29 protein-coding genes are annotated in these 26,169 nt (G+C 68.6%); 15 read left to right on the top strand and 14 right to left on the bottom strand.

The features are described 5' to 3' along the window. Positions 1 to 21: 21 nt before the first annotated feature. From pth to grxD, 3 genes are all read left to right on the top strand, one after another. Positions 22 to 618: an aminoacyl-tRNA hydrolase gene (gene pth, locus F787_RS0100420; protein ID WP_018869812.1), complete on the top strand. Its 597-nt coding sequence runs from the start codon at positions 22 to 24 to the stop codon at positions 616 to 618. Between the two features lie 31 nt (positions 619 to 649). Beyond that, the gene (gene ychF / locus F787_RS0100415) at positions 650 to 1,744 is read left to right on the top strand and encodes a redox-regulated ATPase YchF (protein WP_019570452.1); all 1,095 of its coding nucleotides are present in this window, start codon (positions 650 to 652) and stop codon (positions 1,742 to 1,744) included. A gap of 96 nt (positions 1,745 to 1,840) precedes the next feature. Beyond that, the gene (gene grxD / locus F787_RS0100410; protein ID WP_018935295.1) at positions 1,841 to 2,179 is read left to right on the top strand and encodes a Grx4 family monothiol glutaredoxin; all 339 of its coding nucleotides are present in this window, start codon (positions 1,841 to 1,843) and stop codon (positions 2,177 to 2,179) included. Positions 2,180 to 2,242: 63 nt separating this feature from the next. On the opposite strand, the gene rnt is transcribed toward grxD, so the two are convergent. Continuing rightward, positions 2,243 to 2,929: a ribonuclease T gene (gene rnt, locus F787_RS0100405; RefSeq protein ID WP_018869815.1), complete on the bottom strand. Its 687-nt coding sequence runs from the start codon at positions 2,927 to 2,929 to the stop codon at positions 2,243 to 2,245. Between the two features lie 229 nt (positions 2,930 to 3,158). Here rnt and aceE point away from each other — a divergent pair, with 229 nt between their 5' ends. The 12 genes from aceE (at position 3,159) to F787_RS0100345 (ending at position 16,789) form a co-directional block, all read left to right on the top strand. Next, complete coding sequence (gene aceE, locus F787_RS0100400; protein ID WP_019570451.1) at positions 3,159 to 5,822, top strand: pyruvate dehydrogenase (acetyl-transferring), homodimeric type; 2,664 nt, start codon at positions 3,159 to 3,161, stop codon at positions 5,820 to 5,822. Positions 5,823 to 5,849: 27 nt separating this feature from the next. Further along, positions 5,850 to 7,214 carry a dihydrolipoyllysine-residue acetyltransferase gene (gene aceF, locus F787_RS0100395; RefSeq protein WP_019570450.1) on the top strand — a complete coding sequence of 455 codons (1,365 nt, stop codon included), beginning with the start codon at positions 5,850 to 5,852 and terminating at the stop codon, positions 7,212 to 7,214. Positions 7,215 to 7,230: 16 nt separating this feature from the next. Then, complete coding sequence (gene lpdA / locus F787_RS0100390) at positions 7,231 to 9,012, top strand: dihydrolipoyl dehydrogenase (protein WP_028490972.1); 1,782 nt, start codon at positions 7,231 to 7,233, stop codon at positions 9,010 to 9,012. Between the two features lie 30 nt (positions 9,013 to 9,042). Continuing rightward, positions 9,043 to 10,035: an OmpA family protein gene (locus F787_RS0100385; protein ID WP_028490971.1), complete on the top strand. Its 993-nt coding sequence runs from the start codon at positions 9,043 to 9,045 to the stop codon at positions 10,033 to 10,035. An 86-nt stretch (positions 10,036 to 10,121) separates the two neighbouring features. Beyond that, entirely contained in the window at positions 10,122 to 11,345 is a 1,224-nt protein-coding gene (locus tag F787_RS0100380) for an argininosuccinate synthase (protein ID WP_028490970.1), read from the top strand. Between the two features lie 43 nt (positions 11,346 to 11,388). Next, positions 11,389 to 12,165, top strand: a complete 777-nt coding sequence (locus tag F787_RS0100375; RefSeq protein ID WP_028490969.1) for a VacJ family lipoprotein — start codon at positions 11,389 to 11,391, stop codon at positions 12,163 to 12,165. Continuing rightward, positions 12,162 to 12,680 carry a hypothetical protein gene (locus F787_RS0100370; protein WP_019570445.1) on the top strand — a complete coding sequence of 173 codons (519 nt, stop codon included), beginning with the start codon at positions 12,162 to 12,164 and terminating at the stop codon, positions 12,678 to 12,680. Before F787_RS0100375 ends, F787_RS0100370 begins: the two co-directional genes overlap by 4 nt. Further along, entirely contained in the window at positions 12,677 to 14,077 is a 1,401-nt protein-coding gene (gene mpl, locus F787_RS0100365; protein WP_019591029.1) for a UDP-N-acetylmuramate:L-alanyl-gamma-D-glutamyl-meso-diaminopimelate ligase, read from the top strand. Before F787_RS0100370 ends, mpl begins: the two co-directional genes overlap by 4 nt. Beyond that, positions 14,074 to 14,709: a flavin prenyltransferase UbiX gene (locus F787_RS0100360; protein ID WP_018869824.1), complete on the top strand. Its 636-nt coding sequence runs from the start codon at positions 14,074 to 14,076 to the stop codon at positions 14,707 to 14,709. The genes mpl and F787_RS0100360 overlap by 4 nt, the downstream gene beginning before the upstream one ends. Continuing rightward, positions 14,706 to 15,308, top strand: coding sequence for an LON peptidase substrate-binding domain-containing protein (locus tag F787_RS0100355; protein WP_028490968.1), 603 nt, complete (start codon positions 14,706 to 14,708; stop codon positions 15,306 to 15,308). The genes F787_RS0100360 and F787_RS0100355 overlap by 4 nt, the downstream gene beginning before the upstream one ends. A 56-nt stretch (positions 15,309 to 15,364) precedes the next feature. Next, positions 15,365 to 15,757 (top strand): thioredoxin, encoded by a 393-nt coding sequence (gene trxA, locus F787_RS0100350; RefSeq protein ID WP_018869826.1) that lies wholly within the window; start codon positions 15,365 to 15,367, stop codon positions 15,755 to 15,757. Between the two features lie 99 nt (positions 15,758 to 15,856). After that, positions 15,857 to 16,789, top strand: a complete 933-nt coding sequence (locus F787_RS0100345) for an AEC family transporter (RefSeq protein WP_028490967.1) — start codon at positions 15,857 to 15,859, stop codon at positions 16,787 to 16,789. A gap of 3 nt (positions 16,790 to 16,792) precedes the next feature. On the opposite strand, the gene F787_RS0100340 is transcribed toward F787_RS0100345, so the two are convergent. The 13 genes from F787_RS0100340 to F787_RS0100280 all read right to left on the bottom strand — a co-directional run bounded on the left by F787_RS0100340 (position 16,793) and on the right by F787_RS0100280 (position 26,157). Continuing rightward, a complete protein-coding gene (locus F787_RS0100340; RefSeq protein ID WP_018869828.1) occupies positions 16,793 to 17,065 on the bottom strand; it encodes an HPr family phosphocarrier protein in 273 nt (90 codons plus the stop codon). Beyond that, entirely contained in the window at positions 17,037 to 17,462 is a 426-nt protein-coding gene (locus tag F787_RS0100335; protein WP_018869829.1) for a PTS sugar transporter subunit IIA, read from the bottom strand. The genes F787_RS0100340 and F787_RS0100335 overlap by 29 nt, the downstream gene beginning before the upstream one ends. A gap of 4 nt (positions 17,463 to 17,466) precedes the next feature. Then, positions 17,467 to 18,354, bottom strand: a complete 888-nt coding sequence (gene rapZ, locus F787_RS0100330) for an RNase adapter RapZ (protein ID WP_019021463.1) — start codon at positions 18,352 to 18,354, stop codon at positions 17,467 to 17,469. A 5-nt stretch (positions 18,355 to 18,359) separates the two neighbouring features. After that, a complete protein-coding gene (gene hprK, locus F787_RS0100325; RefSeq protein WP_028490966.1) occupies positions 18,360 to 19,400 on the bottom strand; it encodes an HPr(Ser) kinase/phosphatase in 1,041 nt (346 codons plus the stop codon). A gap of 2 nt (positions 19,401 to 19,402) precedes the next feature. Beyond that, on the bottom strand, positions 19,403 to 19,867 hold the full coding sequence (locus F787_RS0100320; RefSeq protein WP_019570440.1) for a PTS sugar transporter subunit IIA: 465 nt from the start codon (positions 19,865 to 19,867) through the stop codon (positions 19,403 to 19,405). A 4-nt stretch (positions 19,868 to 19,871) separates the two neighbouring features. Further along, complete coding sequence (hpf, locus tag F787_RS0100315) at positions 19,872 to 20,210, bottom strand: ribosome hibernation-promoting factor, HPF/YfiA family (protein WP_018869833.1); 339 nt, start codon at positions 20,208 to 20,210, stop codon at positions 19,872 to 19,874. A 3-nt stretch (positions 20,211 to 20,213) separates the two neighbouring features. After that, a complete protein-coding gene (locus tag F787_RS0100310) occupies positions 20,214 to 21,743 on the bottom strand; it encodes an RNA polymerase factor sigma-54 (RefSeq protein WP_028490965.1) in 1,530 nt (509 codons plus the stop codon). An 84-nt stretch (positions 21,744 to 21,827) separates the two neighbouring features. Continuing rightward, the gene (gene lptB / locus F787_RS0100305; protein WP_028490964.1) at positions 21,828 to 22,568 is read right to left on the bottom strand and encodes an LPS export ABC transporter ATP-binding protein; all 741 of its coding nucleotides are present in this window, start codon (positions 22,566 to 22,568) and stop codon (positions 21,828 to 21,830) included. Next, a complete protein-coding gene (gene lptA, locus F787_RS0100300; protein WP_042805513.1) occupies positions 22,565 to 23,107 on the bottom strand; it encodes a lipopolysaccharide transport periplasmic protein LptA in 543 nt (180 codons plus the stop codon). Before lptA ends, lptB begins: the two co-directional genes overlap by 4 nt. After that, complete coding sequence (gene lptC / locus F787_RS0100295) at positions 23,104 to 23,682, bottom strand: LPS export ABC transporter periplasmic protein LptC (protein WP_019589116.1); 579 nt, start codon at positions 23,680 to 23,682, stop codon at positions 23,104 to 23,106. Before lptC ends, lptA begins: the two co-directional genes overlap by 4 nt. Further along, the gene (locus tag F787_RS0100290) at positions 23,679 to 24,215 is read right to left on the bottom strand and encodes an HAD family hydrolase (protein ID WP_042805511.1); all 537 of its coding nucleotides are present in this window, start codon (positions 24,213 to 24,215) and stop codon (positions 23,679 to 23,681) included. Before F787_RS0100290 ends, lptC begins: the two co-directional genes overlap by 4 nt. Then, positions 24,215 to 25,192, bottom strand: coding sequence for a KpsF/GutQ family sugar-phosphate isomerase (locus F787_RS0100285; RefSeq protein ID WP_019589118.1), 978 nt, complete (start codon positions 25,190 to 25,192; stop codon positions 24,215 to 24,217). The genes F787_RS0100290 and F787_RS0100285 overlap by 1 nt, the downstream gene beginning before the upstream one ends. Then, positions 25,183 to 26,157 (bottom strand): calcium/sodium antiporter, encoded by a 975-nt coding sequence (locus F787_RS0100280; protein WP_028490961.1) that lies wholly within the window; start codon positions 26,155 to 26,157, stop codon positions 25,183 to 25,185. Before F787_RS0100280 ends, F787_RS0100285 begins: the two co-directional genes overlap by 10 nt. Positions 26,158 to 26,169: the final 12 nt, after the last annotated feature.

The raw sequence follows: 26,169 nt of genomic DNA, 5'->3' as shown, positions 1-26,169 counted from the left end.
GCCGCGGTCACGACCTCCCGCATGACCAGCCGACCTGCGCCGATTCGCCTGGTGGTCGGGCTGGGCAACCCGGGCCCGCGTTACGCCGAAACCCGGCATAACGCGGGCTTCTGGTTTGTGGATGCCCTGGCCCGTGATCACGGCGTCCGCTTTCGCCCGGAGAACCGCTTCGATGGCGAGGCTGCCCGGCTGACCCTCCCCGAAGGTGATGCCTGGCTGCTCAAGCCGATGTCCTTCATGAACAGGAGCGGCCTGCCGGTGCGCAAATGCGCCGATTTCTATCGCATCGCCCCGGAGGAGATCCTGGTCGTCCACGACGAGCTGGATCTCGAGCCCGGGGTGGTCCGCCTGAAGCATGGCGGAGGGCATGGCGGGCACAACGGTCTGCGCGACCTGCACCGGCACCTGGGCGGCCCCGCCTACTGCCGTCTGCGCGTCGGTATCGGTCATCCCGGCGAACGCGACCAGGTGGTCCCGTTCGTGCTGGATCGTCCCGATCGCGATGCGGCTCGGGCGATCGGCGAGGCACTGGACGACGCGGCGCGCGAGATCCCGGCCCTGCTGGCCGGCCGCTGGGACGAGGCCGTGCGCCATCTGCACGGTCGCGGCTCCGGCTGAGCCCGCACCGAGTTACATCCGAGGAAATCCCATGAGTCTGAAATGCGGCATCGTCGGCCTGCCCAACGTCGGCAAGTCGACCCTGTTCAACGCCCTGACGCGCGCGGAGATCGCCGCGGAGAACTACCCCTTCTGCACCATCGACCCCAACGTTGGCGTGGTGGAGGTGCCGGATCCGCGGCTGGAGAAACTGGCAGCGCTGGTGTCGCCGGAGCGGGTCCTCCCGACGACCGTGGAGTTCGTCGACATTGCGGGGCTGGTCTCCGGGGCGGCTCAGGGCGAGGGGCTGGGCAATCAGTTCCTCGCGCATATTCGCGAGACCGATGCCATCGCACAGGTGGTGCGCTGCTTCGAGGACGATGACATCGTTCACGTATCCGGGCGCGTGGATCCGCTGGCGGACATCGAGACCATCAGCACCGAGTTGATGCTGGCGGACCTGGAGACCGTCAACAAGGCCCTCACGCGCCTGACTCGGGCCGCCAAGTCCCAGGACAAGGAAGCCATCGCCCGGCTGCAGGCCGCGGAGAAGGTCGCCGAGGGGCTGGGCGAGGGCATCCCGGTGCGTGCCCAGGCGCTGGAGCCGGAGGAGCTCGAGCTGCTGCGCGATCTGCACCTGCTGACCATCAAGCCGCTGATGTATATCGCCAACGTGAATGAAGCGGGGCTGGCCGAGGACAACGAGCAGGTGCGCGCGGTGCGCGAGAAGGCCGCCGAGGAGGGCGCGCAGGTGGTCAGCGTGTGCGCTGCCATCGAGGCCGAGATCGCGGTGCTGGAACCTGACGAGCGTGCCGAGTTCCTGGCCGATCTGGGTCTCGAGGAACCCGGTCTCGACCGGGTGATCCGCACCGCCTACGAGCTGCTGGACCTGCAGACCTTCTTCACCGCCGGAGAGAAGGAGGTGCGCGCCTGGACCGTGCGTCGGGGCTCCACCGCGCCGCAGGCCGCGGGCGTGATCCACACCGACTTCGAGAAGGGCTTCATTCGTGCCGAGGTGGTCGCCTACGACGACTACGTGGAGCATGGCGGCGAACAGGGGGCCAAGGATGTCGGCAAGTGGCGGCTCGAAGGCAAGGAATACGTCATGCGTGAAGGGGACGTTGTACATTTTCGCTTCAATGTCTGAGTATAATACTCGGACTTTGTCGCGGGGGCGGCACCGCTGCGCCCGGCACGTTTCCTTATCGCAATCACCCATCAGGCCCGTATCAGGAGTACAGCAATGGATGTAATGGACCGTATCCGCCAGCAGGTGGAAGAAAACCCGGTCGTGATCTTCATGAAGGGGAGCCCGCAGTTCCCGATGTGCGGCTTCTCCAGCCGCGCGGTGGAGGCGCTCAAGCGCTGCGAGCGCGAGTTCGGCTACGTGAACGTGATCGCCGACCAGGAGGTCATGCAGAATCTGCCGCGCTTCGCCGACTGGCCGACCTTCCCGCAGGTCTATATCGACGGCGAGCTCATCGGCGGCTGCGACATCACCCTGGAGATGTTCGAAAGCGGCGAGCTGAAGAAGATGGTCGACGAGGCCCACGACAAGCACGCCCAGCGCAACGCCGGCTGAGGCGCCTGGCCCGCGGCGTGCCCGGCCCGTCATCGCGATTGCGGTGGCGGGCCTTTTTTGTGCTCAGCTGCCGGGCGGCAGTTCCTCGGGGTCGGGCAGCTGCAGCGCGGCCTGCGGCACGCCGATGTGGTCCTGCCAGTGGTTGGCGACCGCGCAGAACAGGTCGGCGGTCTTTTCGGCATCGAAGGCCGCGCTGTGCGCGGAATCGTTGTCCCACTCCAGCCCGGCGGCGCGCGCCGCGCGCGCAAGAACGGTCTGGCCGTAGGCCAGTGCGGCCAGCGACACGGTGTCCAGGCTGCTGAACGGGTGGAAGGGGTTGCGCTTGATCCCGCAGCGGTCCGCCGCCTTGTGCACGAACCCGAGGTCGAAATGGGCGTTGTGTCCCACCAGGATCGCGCGCTTGCAAAGATTCAGCTTGACCTCGCGACGGACCTCACTGAACAGCCGGCCCATGGCCTGATCCTCCGGCCACGCCGCGCGCAGCGGATGGTAGGGGTCGATCCCGTTGACCTCCAGCGACTTCGGATCCATCTCCGAGCCTTCGAACGGACGCACGTGCAGGCTGACGGTATGGGCGCGCTCCAGGCGATCCTGCTCGTTGCGGCGCAGGAAGACCGCGGCCACCTGCAGCAGTGCGTGGCGTTCGCAGTCGAAACCCCCGGTTTCCACATCGACGACCACGGGCAGGAAGCCGCGGAAGCGGTGGGCCATGGGGCGGTGCGAGGGGTCGAGCTGGGCGGGTGCGGCCATGCGGTTACCTTGGTTCGGATCGATTCCGGGAAGATCTTTGCATATCCTTCCCGTTTTGCGGGAGATCGGCGCCATAGAACGCTTTCGCTTGACCTGTTGGCAACACAGTCGGGATACTTGCGCCTTTCTGTCCGCCCGGGCCGCGGCATGGTAGCAGAACCGCCCCGCGCCCGGTGGCACGGCCCCGCGCCCGCGAACCGTTTCCCAACCCGTTTTCAGGGGTAGACGCATGGACCTGAACGCCATCCCGAATGACATCGATCCGCAGGAAACCCAGGAGTGGATCGACGCCCTTGCCTCCGTGATGGAGGCCGACGGGCCCGAACGGGCGCACGCCCTGCTGGAGGCCCTGGTGGACAAGGCCCGGCGCAGCGGAGCCTATCTCCCGTACTCGGCCAACACCGCCTACGTGAATACCATCCCGCCGCACCTCGAGCCGGTGTACCCCGGCGACGGCGCGCTGGAACATCGTATCCGTTCCTACATCCGCTGGAACGCGATGGCGATGGTGGTCAAGGCCAACCGGGTGTCGCCGGAACTGGGTGGTCACATCGCGTCCTTCGCCTCCGGGGCCACGCTCTACGACGTCGGCTTCAACCATTTCTGGCGCGCCCCGTCGCACGAGCACGGCGGTGATCTGGTGTTCGCTCAGGGGCATTCCTCGCCGGGGATCTACGCCCGTGCCTTCCTCGAAGGGCGCCTGACCGAGGAGCAGCTGGATCACTTCCGCCGCGAGGTGGACGGCAAGGGGCTGTCCTCCTACCCGCACCCCTGGCTGATGCCGGACTTCTGGCAGTTCCCGACGGTGTCCATGGGGCTGGGCCCGATCATGAGCATCTATCAGGCGCGCTTCATGCGCTACCTGCAGGATCGCGGGCTGGCGCAGACCGAGAATCGTCATGTGTGGAGCTTCGTCGGCGACGGCGAGGTCGACGAGCCCGAGACCATGGGGGCGATCACCCTGGCCTCGCGCGAGAAGCTGGACAACCTGACCTGGGTGGTGAACTGCAACCTGCAGCGCCTCGACGGGCCGGTGCGCGGCAACGGCAAGATCGTGCAGGAGCTGGAAGCGATCTTCCGTGGCGCCGGCTGGAACGTCATCAAGGTCCTGTGGGGGCGCTACTGGGAGCCGCTGCTGGCCAAGGACACCGACGGCCTGCTGCAGAAGCGCATGATGGAGGCGGTCGACGGCGACTACCAGAACTACAAGGCCAACGACGGGGCCTACGTGCGCGAGCACTTCTTCGGCAAGTATCCCGAGCTGAAGGCGATGGTCGCCAACATGTCCGACGAGGAGATCTGGCGCCTGAATCGCGGCGGTCACGACCCGGTCAAGGTCTACGCGGCCTACAAGGCGGCCATGGAGCATACCGGGCAGCCGACCGTGATCCTGGCGCACACCGTCAAGGGCTACGGCATGGGGTCGGCGGGCGAGGCCCAGAACCGCACCCACAGCCAGAAGAAGATGGACACGGAGGACATGAAGCACTTCCGTGACCGCTTCAACATCCCGCTGTCCGACGAGCAGGTGGAACGGGCCGAGTATCTCAAGCCGGATCCCGACTCCGACGAGATGCAGTACATGCACGAGCGGCGCAAGGCGCTCGGGGGTTACCTGCCGCAGCGGCGGCACATGACTACGCCGCTGGAGGTCCCGGAGCTGGACGCCTTCTCCGGGCTGCTGGAGGATTCCGGCGACCGCGAGATGTCCACCACCATGGCCTTCGTGCGCATGCTGCAGATCCTCGCGCGCGACAAGAAGATCGGCCGGCACGTGGTCCCGATCGTCCCGGATGAGGCGCGTACCTTCGGCATGGAAGGCCTGTTCCGCCAGCTGGGCATCTATTCCTCGGTCGGTCAGCTCTATGAGCCGCAGGACAAGGACCAGGTGATGTATTACAAGGAGGACAAGGGCGGCCAGATCCTGGAGGAAGGGATCAACGAGGCCGGCTCGATCTCCTCCTGGATCGCCGCCGCGACGTCCTACTCCACCCACGGCGTGGCGACCATCCCGTTCTACATCTTCTATTCGATGTTCGGGTTCCAGCGCATCGGCGACCTGATCTGGGCCGCCGGCGACCAGCGGGCGCGCGGTTTCCTGATCGGCGGCACCGCCGGCCGCACCACCCTGGCCGGCGAGGGGCTGCAGCACAACGACGGCCACAGCCACATGATGGCGGCCAACGTGCCCAACTGCATTGCCTACGACCCGACGTTCGCCTACGAGCTGGCAGTGATCGTGCAGGACGGCATGCGGCGCATGTTCCGCGAGCAGGAGAGCGTCTTCTACTACATCACGGCGATGAACGAAAACTACCATCAGCCGGCGATGCCGGAGGGCGCCGAAGAGGGCATCCGCCGCGGCCTGTATCGTTTCCAGGCCGGAGGACGCAAGAAAAAGAAGGTCCGCCTGCTGGGTTCCGGCACCATCCTGCGCGAGGCGATCGAGGCCGCGGCGCTGCTGGAGCAGGACTTCGGTGTGTCGGCCGAGGTCTGGAGCGCGACCAGTTTCACCGAGCTGGCGCGTGACGGTCGCGACTGCGAGCGCCATGCCCGGCTGCATCCGGACGCGAAGCCGCGTCGCAGCTGGGTCGAGCAGTGCCTGGGCGGTTCCGAGGCGCCGGTGGTCGCGGCCACCGACTACGTGTCGAACTTCGCCGATCAGATCCGCGCCTATGTGCCCGCCGACTATCGCGTGCTGGGCACCGACGGTTTCGGCCGTTCGGACCTGCGCTCCGCGCTGCGGCGCCACTTCGAAGTCGACCGCTACCACATCGCGGTGACCGCACTGAAGGCCCTGGCCGATGCCGGGACCGTCGAGGCGAAGACCGTCCGCGAGGCGATCGACAAATACGAGATCGACACCGATCGTCCCAACCCCCTGCAGGCCTGAGGCCGGCGTCCCGAGGCAGGAGCAGACATGAGCGACACGATTACGGTTGAAGTCCCCGACATCGGTGACTTCAAGGACGTCGAGATCATCGAGGTACTGGTCAAGCCGGGTGACACCGTGGCGCCCGAGGACCCGCTGATCACCCTGGAGTCGGACAAGGCCTCCATCGAGATCCCGGCACCGCAGGGCGGTACCGTGCAGGGCATGAAGGTCAAGGCCGGGGACCGCGTCTCGCAGGGGGATGCGATCCTCGAACTGGCCCCCGCGGACGAGGCTGCCGCCAGTGGTGCCGGGGAAGCTCCGGCGGAGGCCACCGCCGAGCCGGCCGCCTCCGCCGGAGGCGAAGAAACGGCACCCGCGGCCTCGGCCAGCGCGCCGGATACGGGGTCCGCGCCGGCCAGGGCATCGGCCGGCGACTCGGGTAGTACCGGCGGGCAGGGCGGCCAGGGTGGCCCGCGGCCATCGCCCACCGCCCATATCGAGAACGAGTCCGCGTTCCGTCGCGCCCACGCCTCGCCCGCGGTGCGCAAGTTCGCGCGCGAGCTGGGCGTCGACCTGTCCAAGGTCGAGGGGAGCGGTCGCAAGGGGCGCATCCTGCGCGAGGACGTGCAGGCTTTCGTCAAGCGCGCGCTCAGCCAGCCCGCCGGTTCCGGACTGGGGGTCGAACCCATGCCGGAGATCGATTTCTCCGAGTTCGGTCCGATCGAGACCCAGCCGCTGTCAAAGATCAACCGGCTCACCGGCCAGAACCTGCATCGCAACTGGGTCACCGTTCCGCACGTGACGCAGTTCGACGAGGCCGACATCACCGAGCTGGAGGACTTCCGCAAGTCGCTGAAGGCCGAATACGAGAAGCAGGGGATCAAGATCACTTTCCTGCCGTTCCTGATGAAGGCGGTGGTCTCCGCGCTCAAGGAATACCCGCGCTTCAATGCCTCGCTGGACGCGACCGGCGAGAACCTGGTGATCAAGCAGTACTACCACCTGGGCGTGGCCGTGGATACGCCGGATGGTCTGGTGGTTCCGGTCGTGCGTGACGTGGACCGCAAGAGTCTGGTGGACATCGCCTCCGAACTGATGGACCTGTCGAAGCGGGCGCGCGAGAAGAAACTCAAGCCCGCCGACATGCAGGGCGGCTGCCTGACCATCTCCAGCCTCGGCGGCATCGGTGGTACCCAGTTCACGCCCATCGTCAATGCCCCGGAGGTCGCCATCCTCGGGGTGTCGAAGGCCTCGATGCAGCCGGTCTGGAACGGCGAGGAATTCGAGCCGCGTCTGGTGCTGCCGATGGCCCTGTCCTACGACCACCGGGTGATCGACGGGGCCCTGGGTGCCCGCTTCACCACCACGCTGAGCGCGCTGCTGTCCGACATGCGGCGCATGCTGCTGTAATCACCGGAGCTTTGTCATGAGTCAGACCACCACCGTCGAAGTCCCCGACATCGGCGACTTCAAGGATGTCGAGATCATCGAGGTCCTGGTCCAGCCGGGCAGCACGATCGCCCCGGAAGACCCGCTGATCACGCTCGAATCGGACAAGGCGACCATCGATGTCCCGGCACCGCAGGCGGGTACGGTCAAATCCGTGCACGTAAAGACCGGCCAGCGGGTGTCACAGGGGGATCCGATCCTGGAACTGGAGGCCGGCGCGGAGGCCGCGGACAGCGAGGCTTCGCCCGCCCCGGCGGAGGATACCGAGGCGGCGTCCGCGGAGCCCGCCGGCGCGGCCGGGGCGTCCTCCACCCCGGCGCCGCAGGCCGCGGCCGACCCGAACACCGACAGCCAGTGCCAGGTGCTGGTGCTGGGCTCCGGCCCCGGCGGCTACACCGCTGCGTTCCGCGCCGCGGACCTGGGCCTGGACGTGGTGATGGTCGAACGCTATCCCCAGATCGGCGGGGTCTGCCTGAACGTCGGCTGCATCCCGTCCAAGGCACTGCTGCACGCCGGCGAGGTGCTGCACGAGGCCGAGCGCTTCGCCGCGCTGGGCATCAAGTTCGGCGAGCCCGAGATCGACCTCGACGGCCTGCGTGGCTACAAGGACAAGACGGTCAAGAAGCTGACCGGCGGCCTCAAGCAGCTGGCCAAGCAGCGCAAGGTGCGCGTGGTGCAGGGCGTCGGCGAATTCACCGGGGCCCACAGCATTGCCGTCGAGGGCGACAATGGCCGCGAGGTGATCGGTTTCGAGCACGCGATCATCTCCGTCGGGTCGCAGGCGGTGAAACTGCCCGGCTTTCCCTGGGACGATGACCGGGTGATGGACTCCACCGATGCGCTGGATCTGGCTGACATCCCCGAGCGCATGCTGGTGGTCGGCGGCGGCATCATCGGCCTGGAGATGGCCTGCGTGTACGAGTCGCTGGGCACGAAGGTCACGGTGGTGGAACTCTCGGACACCCTGATGCCGGGGGCGGACCGCGACATCGTGCGCCCGTTCGAGAAGCGCGCGAAGAAGCGCTTCGAGAACATCTTCCTCAAGAGCAAGGTGACCGGGGCCGAGGCCACCGAGCAGGGCATCGTCTGCCGCTTCGAGGGCGAGGCGAAGGGCCTGCCGGAAGAGGACACCTTCGACCGCGTGCTGGTGGCCGTGGGGCGCAGCCCGAACGGCGCGAAGATCAACGCCGAGGCCGCCGGGGTACAGGTCAGCGAGCGCGGCTTCATCGAGGTCGACAGCCAGCAGCGCACCAATGTCGAGCACATCTTCGCCATCGGCGACGTGGTCGGCCAGCCGATGCTGGCGCACAAGGCCACCCACGAGGGCAAGGTGGCGGCCGAGGTGATCGCCGGGCACAAGGTGCACTTCGACGCCCGCGCGATCCCGTCGGTGGCCTACACCCACCCGGAGGTTGCGTGGATGGGCGTGACCGAGGAACAGGCGCAGGCCGACGGCATCGAATATACCAGGGGCGTATTCCCCTGGGCCGCCTCCGGCCGGGCAATCGCGCTGGGCGCCGAGGACGGCATGACCAAGCTGCTGTTCGACGCCGAGGGCCGGGTGATCGGCGCCGGCCTGGTCGGCCCGTCCGCCGGCGACCTGATCGGCGAGGCGATGCTGGCGCTGGAGATGGGCGCGGAGATGGAGGACATCGGCCTGACCGTGCATCCGCATCCGACGTTGAGCGAGACGGTGGCCTTTGCCGCCGAGGCCGCGCACGGCTCGATTACCGACATCCTGCCGCCGAAGAAGGGTTAGAGGCGGGTGCGCCGCGAGTCACGTCCGGGGTTGCCGCGGGTCGCCGGGCGGCTGGCGGCCTGGCTGACCGGCGCCGCGCTGGTCCTGCTGGCCGCTCCGGCGCCGGGCGGCACGCTGCATCAGGAGACGCTCGAGCGCTCGGACTGGACCCGCGTCGAGATCGACGACCTGTGCCGCCTGGAACAGCGGGTGCGCCACGGCGGTTCGCTGCAGTTCGAGACCCGTCCCGGTCTGGCGGTCCGCGCGTTCTGGGATCCGCCCTATCCCATGTCCGGGCGCTCGCAGGCGCCGCTGGAAACCGGGGCACCGGAATGGCTGCCCGGCGACGGCCCGGCGCCATTGTCGCTGATGCTGCGGGCGGGCCCGGACGACCGCTTCCGTGTGCCGGACGATCGCGTGCAGGCCCTCAAGGCCCGTTTGCTCGCCGGCCATGATGTGCGCATCGGGTTCCCCGACGGCGAGGACATCGTGCATTTCCGTGGCATCCGTTTCGGCCGCCGGGTCGAGGGATTCCGCATCTGTCAGGCGGAGCAGCGTATGGCCGAAGGGGCCCCGGAGGCCGGTGACGGAACGGCACGCGAGCGCTGGGTGGTCTATTTTGATTCCGGGCGCACGGCTCTGGACGGTGAGGCCCGGGCGACGCTGGACCGGGTGGTGGCCGCGCTGGACGGGGTCGAAGGGCCACGATTGCGGGTGATCGGCTTGACCGATGCCGAAGGCCCGGACAGAGTGAACCGGCGAATCAGCCAGCAGCGGGCCGAAACCGTGCGTGACGCGCTTGGCGAGGCCGGCCTGGGCGAAGCCGAGATCGAAATCGAGGCCGGGGGCGTCGCTCCCGGGGTCGAGGACGAGTCACGCGATGCCCGTCGCGCCGAGATCTGGTGGGTGGGCGAGCGCGACAGCAGCCGCTCCGGGGCTCCGGGTGAGGATCCGGCACCGGAGGCTGCCGGTGACGCCGACCCCGCCGGGGGTGCCCCGGCCGCTCCGCAGCCGGTGGAACCCGGGGACGGTACGGCCTGGTAGCCGGACCCGCCGCCATGGCTCGATGCGCCCGGCCGACTGGCCGGCGTAAACATTGATTCAGTGTCTTTCCCAAGGATTGCATGCCCATGAGTTCGAACATCAAGCGCGTCGTCCTCGCCTATTCCGGCGGTCTGGATACCTCGGTCATCCTCAAGTGGCTGGAGGAGCAGTACGGCTGCGAGGTCATCACCTTCACTGCCGACCTCGGGCAGGGCGAGGAGGTCGAACCGGCCCGCGCCAAGGCCGAGGCCCTGGGGGTCAAGCAGATCTACATCGAGGACCTGCGCGAGATCTTCGTGCGCGACTACGTCTTCCCGATGTTCCGCGCCAACACGGTCTACGAGGGCGAATACCTGCTGGGGACCTCCATCGCCCGACCGCTGATCGCGCGGCGGCTGGTCGAGATCGCCGAGGAGACCGGCGCCGACGCGATCGCGCATGGCGCGACCGGCAAGGGCAACGATCAGGTGCGCTTCGAACTGGGTGCCTACGCGCTCAAGCCGGGGATCGAGGTGATCGCTCCGTGGCGCGAATGGGATCTCAATTCGCGCGAGCGCCTGATGGCGTACGCCGAACAGCACGGCATTCCGGTGGACTATGCCCAGGCGGGCAAGAAGTCTCCGTACTCGATGGACGCCAACCTGCTGCACATTTCCTACGAGGGCGGTCCGCTGGAGGATCCGTGGACCGACTCGGAGGAAGACATGTGGCGCTGGTCGGTGTCGCCCGAGGCCGCGCCGGACGAGCCCGAGGTCCTCACCATCGGCTTCGAGAACGGTGACCCGGTCTCCATCAACGGCGAGAAGCTGTCGCCGGCCGCGCTGCTGTCGAAGCTGAACGAGCGCGGCGGGGCCCATGGCATCGGCCGGCTGGACATCGTCGAGAACCGTTATGTCGGCATGAAGTCGCGCGGCTGCTACGAGACCCCGGGCGGTACCATCCTGCTGCGTGCGCGCCGCGCGCTGGAGTCGATCACCCTGGATCGCGAGGCCGCCCACCTGAAGGACGAGCTGATGCCGCGCTACGCCAGCATCATCTACAACGGCTACTGGTGGAGCCCCGAACGGCGCATGCTGCAGGCCGCGATCGACGAGTCCCAGGGCGTGGTCAACGGCGAGGTGCGCCTGCGCCTGTACAAGGGCAACGTGATGGTGGCCGGTCGCCAGTCGCCGGACAGCCTGTTCGACGAGTCCATCGCGACCTTCGAGGACGACGCCGGCGCGTACGACCAGAAGGACGCCGAAGGCTTTATCCGGCTCAACGCGCTGCGCCTGCGGATCGCGGCCAGCCGCAACCGCAGCGGGACCTGAGGTCATGGGCTTCCCGGGGCGTCCGCGAGGGTCGGCGCGGGGCATGCTGCGGTGGCTGGTCGTGCCCGGGCTGGCGCTCGGTCTGCTGCTTGGTCTGGCCGGCTGCGCCAGCGTACCGTCCGAGGACCGCCATCCGGATGATCCCTGGGAGTCCTACAACCGCGCGATGTTCGCCTTCAACCAGGAGGTGGACCAGGCGATCCTCAGGCCCACGGCCGTGCAGTACCGCCGCCTGCCCGACCCGGTGCAGACGGGCGTCGGCAATTTCTTCTCCAACCTCAACGACGTGACGGTCCTGTTCAACAACCTGTTGCAGGGCAATCTGCACGCCGCGGCCTCGGATACCAGCCGGCTGATGTTCAACACCACGTTCGGTCTGGCCGGCCTGATCGACGTCGCCTCGCCGATGGGACTGGACAAGAACAACGAGGATTTCGGCCAGACCCTCGGTGCCTGGGGGGTGCCGTCCGGGCCCTATCTGCAGCTGCCGCTGCTGGGGCCCAGCACCGCACGGGATGCGCCCGCCCGCCTGGTCGACAGTCAGACCGATCCGCGCAACGTCCGCAGCATCCGGCGCGATCGCACGCCGCTGTGGGTCGGCCTGGTGGTGGTGGACGTGGTCGACATGCGCGCGGGGCTGATCGACACCGAGGCCATGATCGAACAGCTTTCCGATGACCCCTACATCGCCATGCGCCGGGCGTATCTGCAGCGGCGCGATTTCCTTACCGGGGGCCGGCGAGCCGACGAGCGGGCCGAAGAAATGCTGGACGAACTCGAGGAACTGGAGGCGCTGGAAGCCATGGAGGCCGAGGAGTGAACGGCCTGCTGGTGATGCTGGACATCCTGCGGGCCCGGCGTGGCCCGCAGGACCTGCCGGCGGACCCCGCGCTCGCGGTGTTCTGGACCGGGGTCGCGGTGGCCGTGGGGCTGGCCATCGGCGTGCCGATGTACGGCGCAACCCCGGCCCTGGTCATGAATCTGGTGGACGTGGCGGTGCTGTTCGGCTTCGTGGCCCTGGCGCTGCGGTTTCAGGGCTTTGTCGGGCGCCAGGTCCAGACCTATACCGCGATGGTGGGCACCGGCGCGATCCTCGGCCTGCTGATGGCGTTGCTGACGCTGGTCGCTCCGATTGATCCGGAGGCCGGGGAGGCTCCGCCGCTGGCAGTGCTGGGCATGTTGCTCCTGCTGGGCTGGTTGCTGTTCGTATATGGCCACATCCTGCACCAGGCCCTCGAACTGTCGAACCGCATGGCGGGGGTCGTGATCGCGCTGGGGTTCGTGCTGATCTCGTCGGTGATCACCCAGGGCGTGGCCGGGGCGGTGACGGCATGAACCGCTCCGCCGATCTGCACATCCTCGGGATCGGCGGGACGTTCATGGGAGGGCTGGCGCAGCTGGCGCGCGCCCGCGGCTATCGCGTGAGCGGCGCCGACGCGCAGACGCTTTATCCCCCCATGAGCGAGCAGCTGGCGGCCGCAGGCATCCCTTACCACGCGGGTTACGAGGCCGAAGCCCTGCCCGAGGACGTCCCGGTGGTGGTGGGCAACGTGATGACCCGTGGCACGCCCGCGGTGGAAGCGATGCTGGACCGCGGGCAGGCGTACACCTCCGGTCCCCAGTGGCTGGCGGAGCACGTGCTGCACGACCGCTGGGTGCTGGCGGTCGCGGGGACCCACGGCAAGACCACCACCAGCTCGCTGCTGGCCTGGATCCTGGAATACGCCGGCATGGCGCCGGGGTTCCTGATCGGCGGGGTCCCCGGCAACTTCGGCGTGAGCGCGCGCCTCGGGGAGTCGCCGTTCTTCGTGATCGAGGCGGACGAATACGACAGTGCGTTCTTCGACAAGCGTGCCAAGTTCGTCCATTACCGGCCACGGACCCTGGTGCTGAACAACCTCGAGTACGATCACGCCGACATCTACCCGGATCTGCAGGCGATCGAGCGTCAGTTTCATCATCTGGTGCGCACCGTGCCGGGCCAGGGCAAGATCCTGATGCCCGCCGGGGACGCCGCGCTGGAACGCGTGCTGGAGTCCGGCTGCTGGACACCGGTGGAGCGGCTCGCGACCGGCGAGGATGGCCCCGCAGACTCGCCGGTCGCGCTGAGCGCTCGCTCGCTGTCAGCCGACGGGCGCTGCTTCGAGGTCCTGGAAAACGAACAGCCGTGTGGTCGCGTTGAATGGTCGATGTGCGGTCGGCACAACCAGGCCAATGCCCTGGCGGCGCTGGCCGCGGCCCGCCACGCCGGCGTGCCGCTGACCACCGGGCTCGCAGCGCTGCCGGAGTTTCGCGGGGTCCGTCGACGCCAGGAACTGCGCGCGGAGATCGCCGGGGTCCGGGTCCTGGATGACTTCGCCCATCACCCCACCGCCATCCGCATGACCCTCGAGGGTCTGCGCGGCGGACTGGACGAGGGCGGGCGCCTGCTGGTGGCGCTGGAGCCCCGGTCCAACACCATGCGCATGGGGGTGCACGCGGGTGCGCTGGGCGATGCCCTGGATCGCGCCGACGGCGTGCACCTGTACCGGCCACCCGACCTGGACTGGGCCATCGGTCCGCTGCGCACCCGCCTGGAAGAACGCCTGACGGTGGCGGCGTCGGTGGATGAGCTGCTGCAGGGGCTGCTGGACGGCCTGCGACCCGGCGACACCCTGGTGATCATGAGCAACGGCGGTTTTGGCGGGCTGCATCAGCGCCTGATCGACCGCCTGCGGGAGGAGCGGTCATGAGTCGGCGCATCGCCCTGGCCCTGACCGGCGCGTCGGGGGCCCCCTATGGCCTGCGCCTGCTGGAGTGTCTGGTGCAGGCCGGGGTCGAAGTGCATCTGATGGTGTCGAAGCCGGGGCAGGTGGTGCTCGGGATGGAGACCGACCTCGGCGTGCCCGGGCGGCCGGCGGAGATCGCCCGGTTCTTCAGTGAACGCTACGCTGCCGCGCCGGGTCAGATCCAGTGTTACGGCCCGGATCAGTGGACCGCCCCGGTGGCCAGCGGCTCGGCGGCCCCCGAGTCCATGGTCGTGTGCCCCTGTACCACGGCCACGGTCTCGGCGGTGGCGACCGGGGCCTCGCGCGGGTTGATCGAACGCGCCGCCGACGTGGTCCTGAAGGAGCGCCGCCGCCTGATCCTGGTGGTGCGCGAGACCCCGTTCTCCGAGATCCATCTGGAGAACATGCTGCGCCTGACCCGCATGGGCGCCGTGGTGATGCCGGCCAATCCGGCGTTCTACCATCGCCCTGAAGGTCTGCAGGACCTGATCGATTTCATGGTGGCGCGGGTCCTGGATCACCTGCAGATCGAACACGCACTGGGTCCCCGCTGGGGGGCCGGGCATGGCCAAGCCGGAGAGGACGGCCCCGAATGAAGACGCTTCCGCTGTTTCCGCTGAACACCGTACTGTTCCCGGGTGGTCTGCTGCCGTTGCGGATCTTCGAAACGCGCTATCTCGACATGGTGCGTGGCTGCCTGCGCGACGACAGCGGCTTCGTGGTGGTGGCGATCGAGCCGCCCGCCGAGGGCGAAGAGCCGCCGGACGAATCGGATCCGACGGTGGGGTTCCATGCGGTGGGCACCGAGGCGCGCATCATCGACTGGGACCAGCGCTCCGATGGCCTGCTGGGCATCCTCGCCAAGGGGGCGCAGCGCCAGCAGATCCACAACCCGCGGCGCGGAGATGACGGACTGTGGCTGGGCGAGGTGGAGCCGCTGGACGAATGGCCGGCGGTCAGCCTGCCGGTGGACTATGCATCGCTGGCCGATCTGCTGGAGCGTCTGCTGGATCAGCTGGGCACGCCGTGGTCGCATCTCGAACGCCACCTGAATGATTCGGCCTGGGTGGCCGGACGGCTCGCCGAGCTGCTGCCGGTGGATCTCGCGGTCAAGCAGTCGCTGCTGGAATCCGATGATCCGATCGATCGTCTCGAGCGTCTGCGGGCGGCCATGCTCGCGCAGTCGTCTCCCTGACAGCATCCGGGCGGCCTGTTAAGGTAAAGGGCCGTAATTTCAAGCCGGAGCCGATCATGGCCGTTCAGGAACTCACGCAGGACAACTTCGAATCCACCATCACCGGGAATGACATCGTCATCCTGGATTTCTGGGCGCCGTGGTGCGGCCCGTGCCAGCAATTCGCGCCGACCTTCGAGGAAGCCTCGAACAAGCACGACGACGTCGTCTTCGCCAAGGTCAACACCGACGAGGAGCAGGGCATCGCCGGGGCCTTCCAGATCCGGTCCATCCCGACCCTGATGATCTTCCGCGAGCAGGTCATCGTGTTCTCGCAGCCCGGCGTGCTGTCCGCGGCGCAGCTGGACGAGGTGCTGGGCAAGGTGCGCGAGCTGGACATGGAGGCCGTGCGCGCCGACATCGAAAAGCAGCAGCAGGAACAGGAGCAGCAGGCCGGCGGCAACGCCTGAGTCCGGCACCTGCCGCAATAACCTCCCGCGGCCCGTTCCCGGGCCGCTCCGTCCGCCACTCGAACCGACCCTGACAAACCGACGAGGTCCCTCCCCCCCGTGTTCAGCGTGATGACCCAGATGGGGGCCCTGATCGTTGCCGGGGTCGGCTGGCGGATCCTGCAGCCCGGCGGTCTGGATGCCGAAACCACCCGCCGGGTCCTCACCACGCTCGTCTATTACCTGCTGCTGCCCGCGCTGGTGCTGCAGGTCCTGTGGACCGCACCGCTGGGTCTGGACTCGGTCCGCATTGCCCTGGTCGCCGCGGCGACGGTCCTGATCACCCTGGCCGTTACTGCCGGTGCCTGCCGAGCATGCACTGCCGACCGCGCCGCGGTGGGCGCGATGCTGCTGGCCGCTGCCTGGCCCAACGCGACCTATCTGGGCCTGCCGATCCTCGACAGTCTGTTCGGCGAGGCGGGGCGCGCGGTGGCCATCCAGTACGACCTGTTCGCCTGCCTGCCGCTGGTGCTGACCCTGGGCGTGGTTCTCGCGCGTCGCTACGGCGATGGTCGCATGCCGGCGGTGCATCCGCTGCGCGGCCTGTTGTCGGTGCCGTCGATCTGGGCCGCCCTCGCCGGTGTCACCCTGAACCTGGGCGGGGTGCCGCAGACGGTCTGGCTGGAGGAGTGGCTGGGACTGCTGGCGGATTCGGTGTCGCCGCTGATGCTGTTCGCGCTGGGCCTGGCACTGGTGTTCCACCGCTTTCACGGGCGCGACGCGCGGCCGCTGGCGGTCGTTGTGGGGATCCAGCTGCTGCTGGCACCGGCGGTGGCGCTGGGGCTGGTGTGGCTGCTGGGGATGGAGGGGATCCCCGCGACCGGAACGGTGCTGGAGGCGGCCATGCCGGCGATGGTGCTGGGGCTGGTGTTCTGTGACCGCTTCGGGCTGGATACGGGGCTGTACGCGGCCGCGGTGACCCTGACCACGGCCCTTTCGCTGATTACCCTGCCGCTGTGGTTCGCCCTGGCCGGCGGTCTTCTGGGGGGGTGAGCCTCAGGATTCCTCGCCGAAGCGGTCCGCGACCAGCTCGGTCAGGGCATCCAGCGCCGCCTCGGCATCCTCCGCGCCGTCGGTCCGGATGGTGATCTCCGAGCCCTGGGCGGCGGCCAGCATCATCACCCCCATGATGCTCTTGCCGTTCACTTCCTGTTCGTTGCGGGCGACGGTGACATCGGCGGTGTACTGACTGGCGAGGCTGACAAACTTCGCGGCGGCCCGGGCATGCATGCCCAGCCGGTTAACGATGGGAACTGCGCGCTGCGGCATCGCTGGATTCCTGGTCGCAGAGAAGGATTCCGTCATGGCCCCCGGACAGCGCCTTGTTGACCAGTTCGCTCAGGGGCAGATGGCGGTAGTTGAGTACGCGGACGAGCATCGGCAGGTTGACGCCCGCGATCACGCGCGCGTTGTGTCCGCGCGCCACGCGGCTGGCCACGTTGGCCGGCGTGGAGCCGAACATGTCGGTCAGGACCAGCACACCGGCACCGCTGTCGAGGGTCTCCATGCGGGCGCGGGCCTGCGCCTGGATATCGTCCGGATCGTCGCTTTGCGACATCGCCATGGACTCGCAGTCCTCGGGCAGGTCTCCCAGCATGCTCTGCGCGGTCTGCAGGAGTGTATCGCCCAGGTTTTGATGCGTGATCAGGATCAGACCGACGCCCATGGAACTACTCCGTTTCAGGGGAGAGAGAATCGAGCTCGCGATGACGGGTGCTAACAGTAACATGTTCCCGTTCGCGCCACGCAGCTGCCAGCCGTTCCACAAGGTAGACCGAGCGGTGGCGCCCGCCGGTACAGCCGATGGAGACCGTGGCATAGCTGCGATGGTCCGCCACCAGCCGCGGGATCCAGGTGTCGAGAAAGCCGTGGATGGAGTCGAACATCGCCCCGACCTCGCCATGGCTGTCGAGGAAATGCGCTACCGCCGGATCCAGTCCGGTCAGTGGCGCCAGTTCGCGCTCGTAGTAGGGGTTGGGCAGACAGCGCACGTCGAACACGAAATCGGAATCCAGCGGCGAGCCGTGCTTGAAGCCGAAGGACTGGAACAGCAGCGACAGGCCGGCGGTCTCGCGGCTGCCGACCCGGGCCCGGAGCGTGCGCGCGAGGTCGTGCATCGACAGCCGGCTGGTGTCCACGGTCAGGTCGGCCTCCACCGCCACGTGCCCCAGCCAGGTCCGTTCCATGCCGATCGCTTCCACCAGCGGGATGCCGTCGCGTGCCAGCGGATGGCGTCTGCGGGTCAGGTGGTAGCGACGCAGCAGGACCTCGTCGGAGGCATTGAGGAACAGCACCTCGACCTCCAGGCCCGATCCACGCAGCTCGCCCAGCAGCTGGCCGAATCCGCTGAGGGCGTCGAGGCCCGAACGGACGTCCACGCCCACGGCCAGATGGCGGTCACCGCCGGTGTCGTAATGACCGCTGCGGACCTTCTCCACCAGTTCCGGCAGCATCGGCAGCGGCAGGTTGTCGACACAGAAGTAGCCGGCGTCCTCCAGGGTATGCAGGGCGACGGTCTTGCCGGAACCCGACAGACCACTGACCAGCAGCAGACGCATGTCGGTCAGCCCTCGGGATCGGGGTTGGGGACCGTGGTGCTGGGCCCGCCGATGTGGAAGATGGATTCCTCCTGCTGATCCTCGCCCATCTGGCGCCGCTGGCGGGCGCGCAGGTCGTCCCCGGCGATGTAGCCCTGCATGTGCAGCAGGTGATTGCGGACCGCGGCCTCGATCATGACCGCGATGTTGCGCCCCGGCGCCACCGGCAGGCTGACCAGCGGGATGCGCAGGCCGAGGATCTCGCTCTCGCCGCGGCGCCCGTTCAGGCGATCGTCCGGCACCGGCGAGGGCTCGTTGTGATCGCGCAGATCGATAATCAGGCGCAGATACTTGCCGCCCTTGATCGCCGAGTCGCCGTACATCGCGCGGATGTTGAGCACGCCCAGGCCGCGCACCTCGAGCAGATCCTGGAGCAGGGCGGGGCAGTGTCCACGCACGATATCGGGGGCAATGCGCGCGAACTCGGGGGCATCATCGGCGATCAGCCGGTGGCCACGCGAGATCAGCTCGAGTGCGACCTCGCTCTTGCCGACGCTGGAGGCCCCCGAGATCAGTACACCGATCCCGAGGATCTCCATGAACACCCCGTGGCGCACCTCGAAATGGGCGAGGCGCTGCTGCAGGAAATAGCGCAGCAGCGCGATGACTTCGTGCGAGGATGTGCGTGTGCACAGGATCACCGGCAGGGGGTCGTCACCTGTCTGCGGCATGCGCGGGAACGGGCAGGTGTCCTCGGCGAAGATCACCATGGTAGTACCGGTGCGGGCCATTTCCAGCACCAGGTGGTCACGCTGCTCGTCGGACAGGCCGGCGATGTAGCGGGCCTCGTAGTCGCCGATGACCTGGATGCGGTTGGGGCGGATCAGGTTCAGGTGGCCGGCCAGCGGCAGGTCGCCATCCCCGAATCCCAGGAGTTCGCGGTCGCCCGCGGCCTCCTCTCCGTGGACGTAGCGCAGGTCCAGACGGCTCCCCATCGCCCGCGTGAGCGCGGCGATGGTGATGTTGCTCGCGGTGCCGTCGGCTGCCGCTTCCGCCCGGTCGGCCATGGTCAGGTATCTCCCAGGGCCCGGGTGAGGGCCTGCTGGACCCCCGCGCTGTCCGCGGCGCGCCGGATGCCGGCGAGGGTGTCCGGCTGCGACAGCCCGCGCGCGAGCTGGGCCAGCAGGTCCAGGTGTTCGCTGGTGGCCTCTTCCGGCACCAGCAGGGCGATCAGGATGTCCACCGGTTCGTGGTCCATGGCTTCGAAATCCACGCCCTGATCCAGACGCAGGACCGCGATGCGGGGCGTATCCAGCTCGGCGAGACGGCCGTGCGGGATCGCCACGCCATGGCCGAGCCCGGTGGAGCCCAGTTTTTCGCGGGCCGACATGGCTTCGAACGCGGCACTGGCCGCCAGTCCGTCCGCGGCCCCGTCCACCAGCAGATCGGCGAGGGTTTCCAGCGCTCGTTTCTTGCTGGAGCAGTCGGTTTCCAGTCCGATGCGCTCCGGGGTGATGAGCTCGGCCGGATTCATCGGCTTACTCGGGTTGTTCGCGGTTGCGCTGGGCGCCCTCGGCGCGATGATGATCCTTGACCTTCTCCTTGTGCTTGATCAGCTGGCGGTCGACCTTGTCGATCAGGCCGTCGATGGCGGCGTACATGTCATCGTGGCTGGCCTCGGCGTGGATGTGGTTGCCGCTGACCTGCAGATTCGCTTCCGCCTTGTTGTGCAGCTTCTGCGTCTTCTCGTGGTTCAGCACCACGTGCACGTCGATCACCTTGTCGAAGTGGCGTTCCAGCTTCTGGAATTTCTCGTTGACGTAGTCGCGCAGGGCGTCGGTGATGTCGACGTGGTGTCCGGTGAGATTGATCTGCATGGGTCAGGCTCCTTTCGGTTTGCTTCCGGTCGGCATGGCGGCCATCTGGCGGCGCTCGCTGGAGGATGGCAGGTTCATGCCCTCCCGGTATTTGGCCACGGTACGCCGGGCCACGTTGATGCCCCGATCCGCCAGGATCTGGGCGAGGCGGGAATCGCTGAGCGGTTTGCCCGGCGTTTCCTCTTCGATGAGTTCGCGGATCATGGCACGAATCGCGGTCGCGGAGCATTCCCCGCCGTCGCTGGTGCCCACGTGACTGGAGAAGAAATACTTGAATTCGAACACCCCGCGGGGGGTGTGCATGTATTTCTGCGTGGTGACCCGCGAGATCGTGGACTCGTGCATCTCCAGGGCTTCGGCGATGTCGCGCAGGATCAGCGGCTGCATCGCCACCTCGCCGTGTTCCAGGAACCCCTGCTGGCGTTCGACGATCGCTCGCGCCACGCGCAGCAGGGTGTCGTTGCGGCTGTGCAGGCTCTTGATGAACCATCGCGCCTCCTGCAGCTGATCGCGCATGAAGGCGCTGTCGCGGGCATCGGAGACCTGGCGGACCATGCCGGCGTAGAGGTCGTTGATGCGAATGCGCGGGGCGATCTCGGGATTCAGGTCGACCTGCCAGCCCCGGTCGGTATGACGCACGTAGACATCCGGGACCACGTATTCCGGCGGTGTCGAGCTGATCTGGGCGCCGGGGCGCGGGTTGAGCGTGCGGATCAGGTCCAGCGCCGCGGCCAGTTCGTCGCCATCGCGTACGCCGCTCTGGCGCTGCAGGGCCTTGTAGTCACGCCGGGCAAGGGCGTCCATGCCGTGTTCCAGGAGCGCGCGCGCCGCCTCGCGCGAGGGCGCGTCCGGCGCCAGCTCGCCCAGCTGGACCTCCAGGCACTCGCGCAGATCCAGCGAACCGACCCCCAGCGGGTCGCAGTGCTGCAACCAGTGGCGTACGGCCTCGACCTCGTCGGTGTCGACGGGGGGGTCTTCACTCCGGCTGATGGTCTCGGCCAGGGTCTCGACGTCGCCCTCGAGGTAGCCGTCGCCGTTGATGGTGTCGATCAGGGCGGCGCCGATGCGCTGGTCGCGCGGGGTCAGGTGCGACAGATGCAGCTGCCACAGCAGGTGATCCTGCAGCCCGCCGCCGTCGTCGTCCGAGGTGTTCTCCAGCGGGTCGCGGTCGTCCAGACCGCGCGGGCTGGCGCTGGCGTCGTAGATGTCTTCCCAGCGGCTGTCGGTCACCAGCTCGTCGGGGATGATGTCCTCCGAGCCGCCGGCATCCACCGTTTCGCCGGTGCCGGCGGCGTCGCTGCCGCTCTCGCCGTCGTCGGTGTTCGCGTCGCTGTCGGTGTCCGCGGTGTCCCCCGCGTCGGCACCGAGTTCGTCATCCTCGGCCTGTTCCAGCATGGGATTGCTTTCCAGCGCCTGCTGGATCTCGGCCTGGAGCTCCAGCGTGGACAGCTGCAGCAGCCGGATGGCCTGCTGCAGCTGCGGCGTCATGGTCAGCGTCTGACCGAGCTGCAGATTCAGCCCGGGCTTCAGCATGAGTTGGGAAAGGCGTTGGTCACCATAAGTGAATAGTAATCCCTTGCTGCGGGCTTGTGCACCGCCCCGGTGCGGCGGTCGGTGTCACAGGCGGAAGTTTTCGCCGAGGTAGACCTCGCGCACGCGGGCGTCGGCCAGCAGTTCGTCCGGCGTGCCCGCGCTCAGCAGGCGCCCCTCGCTGAGGATGTACGCGCGATGGCAGATGCCCAGGGTCTCGCGTACGTTGTGATCCGAGATTAGTACGCCGATGCCGCGTTCGGCCAGGTGGCGGATGACTTCCTGGATCTCGCCGACCGAGATCGGATCGACCCCGGCAAACGGTTCGTCCAGACAGATGAACCGCGGATCGCCGGCCAGCGCGCGGGCGATCTCGGCGCGCCGCCGCTCGCCTCCGGACAGCGCGATCCCGGGGCTGTGGCGCACGGTCTCCAGCTGGAATTCCTCGATCAGGGCGTCGCCGATGCGGCGGCGCTCGTGGCGGTCGAGTTCCGGGCGCAGTTCCAGCACCGCCTGCAGGTTGTCTTCGACCGACAGGCGGCGAAAGATCGAGGCCTCCTGTGGCAGATAGCCCAGCCCGGCGCGGGCGCGTTCGTGGATGGGCGCCCGGGTGATGTCGCGCCCGCCCAGGGTGATGCGCCCGGTATTGGGCCGGATCAGTCCGACCAGGCTGTAGAAGCAGGTGGTCTTGCCGGCCCCGTTGGGTCCCAGCAGGCCGACCACTTCGCCGGGCACCAGGTCCACATCCATCGCGTCCAGCACGGTACGCTGGCCATAGCGCTTGCTCAGCTCGCGGGCGACCAGATGGCCGTCGGCCGCGGGGGTCATGGATCGTCCTCGCGTGGCTGCAGGCGGATGTGCACGCGCTCGTCATCGGTGTCGCCGCGTTCGGCGCGGATCACGTCGCGTTCGAGATCGTAGGTGATGCGCTGCCCGCGGGCATCCTCGGCGGCGGTGATGACGCGTGCCCGTTCGGTCAGGATCACGCGTTCCTCGTCGAGGAAATAGTCGATGCGCAGCCCCTCGGCGATGCGCGTCTCGCCGGTCTCGGGATCGGGCGACTCCAGGCGTGCGGGCTCGCCGTGGGCCTCGATCTCGTAGGGGCGGCGCTCGCGCATGTGCACGATCACGCGGTCCGCCTCCAGGGTGGCATCGCCGCGCACCACGATCACGTCGCCGGTGTAGGTGCCTGTGCCCGCGCGTTCGTCCATCTCGGCGTGGTCCGCGGTGATCTCCACCGGCAGGGCATCCTCGCGGCCGGTCGCCGGCGGGGCCGCCAGGAACACTGCGAGTATGCCCGCCACGGCAAGCAGCGGGGCCGGTCGGCGGATGCCCGCGCGGCGATGTTCGGTTGTGGCCGGGTTCATTCCGGGCGGTCCTCCTGCGGCAGGTCGCTGTACAGCGTGTAGACCTCGGCGAGCAGCTCAATGGTATCCGCTTGCGGGTCGGCGCGCAGGCCGGTACCCCGCTGGAACAGTCCCGGCTGTTCCAGGGTGCTCGGGGCCGACGAGGTCGTCAGCCGGGTGTCCAGCGCCACGCGCACGTCGCGCGACTCGATCACCGTGCGTACGCGCGCGTCGCGTTCGGGGCGCACGCCGCGGGTGTGGCCGAAGGTATGCAGCAGTTCGCGATCGGGCTGATGTGCCGCGCGCGGGGCGCGCCAGGTCCAGTTCAGGCCCCGTTGGTCCAGCAGATCCAGCTCCGGGTCATCGATGAACTGGACCGCATCCCGGTCGTATTCGCGCAGCCGCGACCCCTGCAGGCGGTGGGTGGGCCGCCCGTCCTCGCCGGTGACATGCGCGGTAAACCCCTCGATCTGCAGCGTGGGTTCCGCGTCGGCCGCGGGTTCGGCGGGCGGCTCGGCCGCTGCCGGCCCGGCGAGCAGGCATCCGGCGGCCAGCAGCCGGGCGGCGAGCGGGGCGCGGCGCGGATCCGGGGTCATGCTTGCAGGTAGCTTTCGAGCACGGTCTCAAGGCGGCCGCGCGCGGCCAGCAGGTCCTCGCAGACTTCGCGGACCGCGCCGCGCCCGCCACCGGCCGTGGTGACCCATTGCGCGTGCTGGCGCACGAACGGATGGGCGTCGCCGACCGCGATGCCCAGGCCAACCCGTCGCATCGCCGGCAGATCGACCACGTCGTCGCCGACGAACGCGGCCTCGTCGGCGCGGTGCCCGGTCTGCTGCAGCAGCTGTGCCAGTGCCTCCCCCTTGTCCCGCCGGCCCTGGATGCAGTGGCGGATGCCCAGATCCTGCAGGCGATGTTCGACGACCGCCGACTGCCGCCCGGTCAGGATCGCGACCTCCAGGCCTTCGTCCATGGCCATGCGCAGGCCGTGGCCGTCGCGGCTGTGGAAGGCCTTGTACTGTTCGCCACCGTCGCCGAGAAACAGCGCGCCGTCGGTCAGCACGCCGTCGACGTCCAGGATCAGCAGTCGGGTGCCGCGCTGCAGGCCGGCGAGATCGATGTCGTCATGCATCAGGCCACCCCCGCGCGCAGCAGGTCGTGCATGTTGATCACCCCCTGCAGCCGGCCGTCCGCATCGGCGACCGGGAGGGCGTTGATGCGGCGGCTTTCCATCACCTCCAGGGCCTCCGCGGCCAGCCAGTCGGCGCGGGCGGTGTGCCCGCCCCGGGTCATCACCTCGCCAATGGTCAGCGTCTCCAGGCTCTCGCCCCGGTCCAGGGTGCGGCGCAGGTCGCCGTCGGTGAAGACCCCCAGGATTCGCGCGTCGGCGTCGCTGACGATCACCAGTCCCAGTCCCTTGCGGGTGATCTCGAACAGCGCATCCTTCAGCGGCGCGTCTGGTGCGATGCGCGGGATCGCCTCGCCGGTATGCATGATGTCGCCGACGTGGATCAGCAGGCGCCGCCCGAGGCGCCCGCCGGGGTGCGAACGCGCGAAATCGTCGGCGGTGAAGCCGCGCGCATCCAGCACCGCCACCGCCAGGGCATCGCTCATCGCCAGGGCCGCGGTGGTGCTGGAGGTCGGCGCCAGCCCCAGCGGGCAGGCCTCGTGTTCCACGCTGACATCCAGGTGTACGCTGGCATCGGTGCCCAGGCGCGAGCCGGGGTTGCCGGTCATCGCGATCAGCGGGACGTCCAGGCGTCGGATCAGCGGCAGGATGGTGAGGATCTCGTCGGTCTCGCCGGAGTTCGACAGGGCGATCACTACGTCGTCGCGGGTGATCATGCCGAGATCGCCGTGGCTGGCCTCGCCCGGATGCACGAAGAACGCCGGCGTGCCGGTGGAGGCGAGGGTGGCCGCCAGCTTGCTGCCGATGTGGCCGGACTTGCCCATGCCGGTAACCACCACCCGCCCGCGACAGGCGAGGATGTGCCGGCAGGCCGCGAGGAAGGCGTCGTCGATGCGCGCGGTGAGGCCGCGCACCGCGTCGGCCTCATTTTCGAGGACCGCGAGGGCGAGCTTGCGGGTGGTTTCGGGGTTCAGATCCATGCCGGTGCCGTGATTGCGAGACTCACAAGGTAGCCGCTGAAGGCCAGCAGGAGAAGGGCCCCGTGCCAGCGGGTGATGCGGCCGGCGCCGAAGCGGGCGGCCAGCAGCACCGCCACCGTCAGGCCCAGCATCACCGGATAGTCACGGGTCAGCACTGCGGGTTCCACCGCCAGTGGCGCGATCAGGGCGGGTACCGCCAGCACCGCCAGCAGGTTGAACAGATTGGAGCCGACGACGTTGCCGAGGGCCATGCCGGTTTCGCGCCGCAGCGCGCTGGCCACGGTGGTGGCCAGCTCCGGCAGACTGGTGCCGATCGCGACCAGGGTCAGGCCGATCAGCAGTTCGCCGGCTCCCAGGGCGGTGGCGATCTCGACTGCCCCCCAGACCAGCGCCTGGCTGCTCGCCAGCAGCACCACCAGACCGCCGGCGAGCCACCCCAGGGCGGTCGGGAGACCGCCGGGCGTGGCCGCCGGCGGGGGCGGGGCCAGCCCGGGGTCGGACTCCGGGGGCGTGCCGGGGTGGCGGGCCGCGCGGATCATCCAGACCACGACCGCGATCAGGCCGGCCAGCATGATCACCCCTTCCGCCCGCGCCAGCCGGCCGTCCAGCAGCAGCAACAGCACGCCGAGCGTGGCCAGCAGCAACAGTGGCAGTTCGCGTCGTACCAGCCCGTGACCGGCGACGATCGGGGTGATCAGGGCGGCCAGCCCGAGTACCAGTCCCAGGTTGGCGATGTTCGAGCCGATCGCGTTGCCCACCGCCAGCCCCGGCGCTCCCTGCAGGCTGGCCAGCAGCGAGACGATGATCTCCGGGGCCGAAGTGCCGAAGGCGACTACGGTAAGGCCGATCAGCACCGGCGAGACCCCGAGCCCGCGCGCCAGGCCGGCGGCGCCGAACACGAAGCGATCGGCACTGGCGGCGAGCAGCACGAGACCACCGACGACGGCGAGCAGCGGCAGCAGCATGCGTGGTCCGGT

This window comes from Thioalkalivibrio sp. ALE19 (assembly GCF_000428605.1).
In the GTDB taxonomy this organism is placed as follows: domain Bacteria; phylum Pseudomonadota; class Gammaproteobacteria; order Ectothiorhodospirales; family Ectothiorhodospiraceae; genus Thioalkalivibrio.
Note: the sequence above shows the minus strand (reverse complement) of the source record. Positions and strands in the feature narration are given on the sequence as shown.